At 70.0% G+C, this 3,704-nt stretch carries 2 protein-coding genes and 1 pseudogene; all 3 read left to right on the forward strand.

The features are described 5' to 3' along the window. Positions 1-154 precede the first annotated feature (154 nt). Positions 155-1,693: a phytoene desaturase family protein gene (locus D7Y13_RS39735; protein WP_120538217.1), complete on the forward strand. Its 1,539-nt coding sequence runs from the start codon at positions 155-157 to the stop codon at positions 1,691-1,693. Between the two features lie 79 nt (positions 1,694-1,772). Then, complete coding sequence (gene dnaX / locus D7Y13_RS39740) at positions 1,773-2,984, forward strand: DNA polymerase III subunit gamma/tau (RefSeq protein ID WP_120586092.1); 1,212 nt, start codon at positions 1,773-1,775, stop codon at positions 2,982-2,984. Between the two features lie 430 nt (positions 2,985-3,414). Further along, a pseudogene (locus D7Y13_RS39745) lies at positions 3,415-3,704 on the forward strand (hypothetical protein); the annotation flags it as partial.

Genomic DNA, 3,704 nt, shown 5'->3' on the forward strand with positions numbered 1-3,704 from the left:
GGGGCGGAGGGCTCGTCGGGGGCGGAGGCGTTCACGGGACGGCGCGACTCTTTCTGGACCGGACGTGCGAAGCAAGGCGCGCGGCGTTTGGCGGGGAGGCCCGGGCTCGGGTAGGAACGACCTTTTCCCCAAGCGTTTCCCAAGGAGGAAGACCATGCCAGACGTCATCGTGGTGGGTGCGGGCCACAACGGACTTGTCACGGCGGCGATGCTCGCGCGCCGGGGCCTGTCCGTCACCGTGCTGGAAGAGAAGGCCATGGTGGGCGGCGCGTGCAAGACGGAGTACCCGTTCCGCACCGCGCCGAAGCTGGGGGTCTCCACCGGCGCGTACCTGCTGGGCCTGATGCCGCCGGAGCTGCTCCAGGAGCTGCAGCTGGACATGCCCCTCAAGCGCAGGGATCCGCACTACTTCCTGCCGACGATGGACAAGCGCTACCTGCTCTTCGGTTCGGACGAGCGGGAGCTGGAGCGGCAGTTCCGCGAGTTCTTCTCCGAGGCGGACTGGAACGCCCACGTGGCGATGAACACGGAGCTGGCCGCGCTGCGCGAGGACCTGGCCCCCGCGTGGCTCCTGCCACCCCTGTCCCTGGAGGCGACGGCGGAGCGCTACGTGCGCCCTGCCCTGCGCCAGCACTTCGTGCGGCTGTGTCGCGGCACGGCGCGCGAGTACCTGGAGCGCTTCGGCTACAAGTCCGACTTCGTGAAGGCGATGTACGCCGTCACCGACGCGTTCTCCGGCCTGGACGGCGGCTATGACACGCCGGGCACGGGCATGAACCTGCTGGTGCACAACCTCTGCCGGCTGCCGGGCAGCGGCGGCACGTGGATGATCGTCGAAGGCGGCATGGGCACCGTCACCCAGCGCATCGCGCAGCTGGCGCGCAAGCACGGCGCGGACATCCGCACCAACGCGAAGGTGGCGTCCGTGCGCGTGGACGCGGGCGTGGTGAAGGGCGTGGTGCTGGAGAATGGCGAAGAGGTCTCCGCGAAGGTGGTCATCTCCAACGCGGACCCCTTCCGCACACTGAAGTGGGTGGACCCGGCCGCGCTGCCCGCCGACTACCGCCGCAAGGTGGACGGCATGTCCTCGCCGGGCACCACGCTGAAGGTGAACCTGTGCCTCAAGGGCCTGCCCACCTTCACCTGCCTGCCGGAGGACCGGGGCCAGTTCGGGCCCACCATCCACCTGCTGCCCCAGGTGGACGACGTGCTGGGGGCGCTCGCGCATGGGTACAAGGAGTCCAAGGCGGGCCGGCTCGCGGAGTTCCCCTCCATCGAGTGGTACGTGCACACCACGGTGGACCCGTCGCTGAAGGACGAAGAAGGCCACCACAACTCCGCCCTCTTCGTGGAGTGGGTGCCGGAGAAGCTGGAAGGCACGACGTGGGAGAAGGAGGAGGCGAAGTACGTGAAGCACCTCCTGTCCATCTGCGACCGCTTCGCTCCGGGCACCAGCGACCTGGTGCAGGAGTACTTCGCGCTGACGCCGCCGAAGATTGAATCCCACTTCGGCATCACGCGCGGGCACATCCACCACGTGGACAACAAGCTGGGGTTCACGGACCGGCTTCCCTATGAGACGCCCGTGCAGGGGCTCTACTTCTGCAGCGCGGGCTGCCACCCGGCGGGCAGCGTCATCGGCGCGGCGGGCCACAACGCGGCCAACGTGGTGCTACAGGCGCTCGGACGCTGAGGCGGAGTGCGTCTCACACGGCGGGAGGAATGGACGTTCCATGGATCATTCGTCCCGCCGTGTTTAGATGACATCCCCCATGAGCTACCTCGTCCTCGCCCGGAAATGGCGCCCGCAGACGTTCGATGACATGACCGGACAGGAGCACGTCGTCCGGACCATCGGGAATGCCATCAAGATGGACCGGGTCGCTCACGCGTACCTGTTCTGTGGGCCTCGAGGGGTGGGCAAGACGACGGCCGCCCGCCTGCTCGCCAAGGCCCTCAACTGCGAGCAGGGGCCCACGGCGAATCCCTGTGGCACCTGCCGGGCGTGCACGGAGATCACCGCCGGCACCAGCGTGGACGTGGCGGAGATCGACGGCGCGTCGAACAACGGCGTCGAGAACGTGCGCGAGATTCGCGAGAACGCGAAGTACCTGCCGCAGCGCGACCGCCACAAGATCTACATCATCGACGAGGTGCACATGCTCTCGGGGGCGGCGTTCAACGCGCTCCTGAAGACGCTGGAGGAGCCGCCCGGTCACGTGAAGTTCATCTTCGCGACGACGGAGGCGCACAAGCTCCCGGACACCATCCTGTCGCGCTGCCAGCGCCACAACTTCCGGCGCATCTCCGCGGCGCGGATGCTCCAGCGGCTCAAGGAGATCTGCCTGGCGGAGAAGGCGGGCATCTCCGAGCAGTCGCTGTCGCTGGTGGTGCGTCAGTCCGAAGGCGGCATGCGCGACGCGCTGAGCCTGTTGGATCAGATCCTCGCGTCGTGCGGGCCCGACCCCACGGACGAAGCCGTCGCGGAGGCGATGGGCGCCATCGACCGCACGGTGGTGCAGGACTTCGCGGAGGCGCTGGTCCGCAAGGACGCGAAGCGCGTGCTGGGCCGCGTGGACGAGGTGTTCAACCGGGGCCTGGACCTGAAGCGGCTGGCGGAGGAGCTGGCGCTGCAGTTGCGGCACCTGTTCGTCACGAAGTCGCTGGGTGAGGCGCCGCAGGAGCTGGCCGAGTCCGAGCAGAAGGCGCTGCTGGCGCTCGCGAAGGAAGCGGACACGGCGCAGCTGTCGCGCCTGTTCGACATCGTGCACGGCTGCATCTGGGACGTGTCGCGTGCGGCCCAGCCCCGGCTGGCGCTGGAGATGGCGCTGCTCAAGGCCATCCAGCTGTCCCCCGCCGGTTCGATTCCCGACCTGCTGGCCCGCGTGGAGCGTCTGTCGGCGGGGCTTGGCGCGGAAGGCGCCACGAAGAGCACCTCCGGAGCGCCAGGAGGTCGCTCCGGTCCCTCGAACTTTCGCGCCTGAGGCCCCGTCCGAGCCTCCCCCGTCCCGTTCGTCCGACGTGCGCGCGGCTTCCGCGCCCGTGGCGGCCCCTCCGCGTCCGATGGATGCGCAGGGTCCCGCCGCCTACGCGGGAGCCACCGCGCGTCCGCTCGAAGGACAAGGCGCTCCCGCGCGTTCGTTCGAGCCCCAGCGCCCTGCCGCCTATGCAGGCGCCACGCCGCATCCGTTCGACGCGCAGGGTCCTACCGCCCATGCGGGAGCGGCACCGCGTCCGGTCGATGCCTCTGGAACCTCGTTGCCCGCGAACGGCGCGGCTCGCACGGGGGATGCGCTGGGCTTCGCCCATGCCGAGCCATCCTCGCGCTCGCCGGTAGTTCCCGGGTCCTTCGCGATGGCCGAAGGGGCGACAGTAGCGCCCGCATCCACGGGTGCATCTCCAGGGGCCGCGCGGATGCCTCCGGCCGCGCTCATGGAGGGGCTGTCTCCTGCGGCGGCCCGCCCCCTCTCCTTCCTGCGCAATGGCGGCTCCGGGCCGTCTCCCGCCAGCGTGCCTCCCGCGCCCGTGGTGATGGACGACCTGCCCCCGTCCGCCGCGCGACCGCTTGCGTTCCTCCGCAACGGCGGTGGTGCCGCGCCCGCGATGGAGGGCCCACCGGCTCCGGGCATCGTCATGGACGACCTGCCCCCGTCGGCGGCGCGTCCCCTGTCCTTCCTTCGCAACGGCGGCGCGCAGCCCCTCCC

The sequence above is a fragment of the Corallococcus praedator genome (genome assembly GCF_003612125.1).
Taxonomy (GTDB): Bacteria; Myxococcota; Myxococcia; order Myxococcales; family Myxococcaceae; genus Corallococcus; species Corallococcus praedator.

Bases quoted from the DNA above. Each gene is read 5' to 3' on its own strand.
- D7Y13_RS39735 (WP_120538217.1), top strand. From the start codon at position 155: ATGCCAGACGTCATCGTGGTGGGTGCGGGCCACAACGGACTTGTCACG.
- dnaX (WP_120586092.1), top strand. From the start codon at position 1,773: ATGAGCTACCTCGTCCTCGCCCGGAAATGGCGCCCGCAGACGTTCGAT.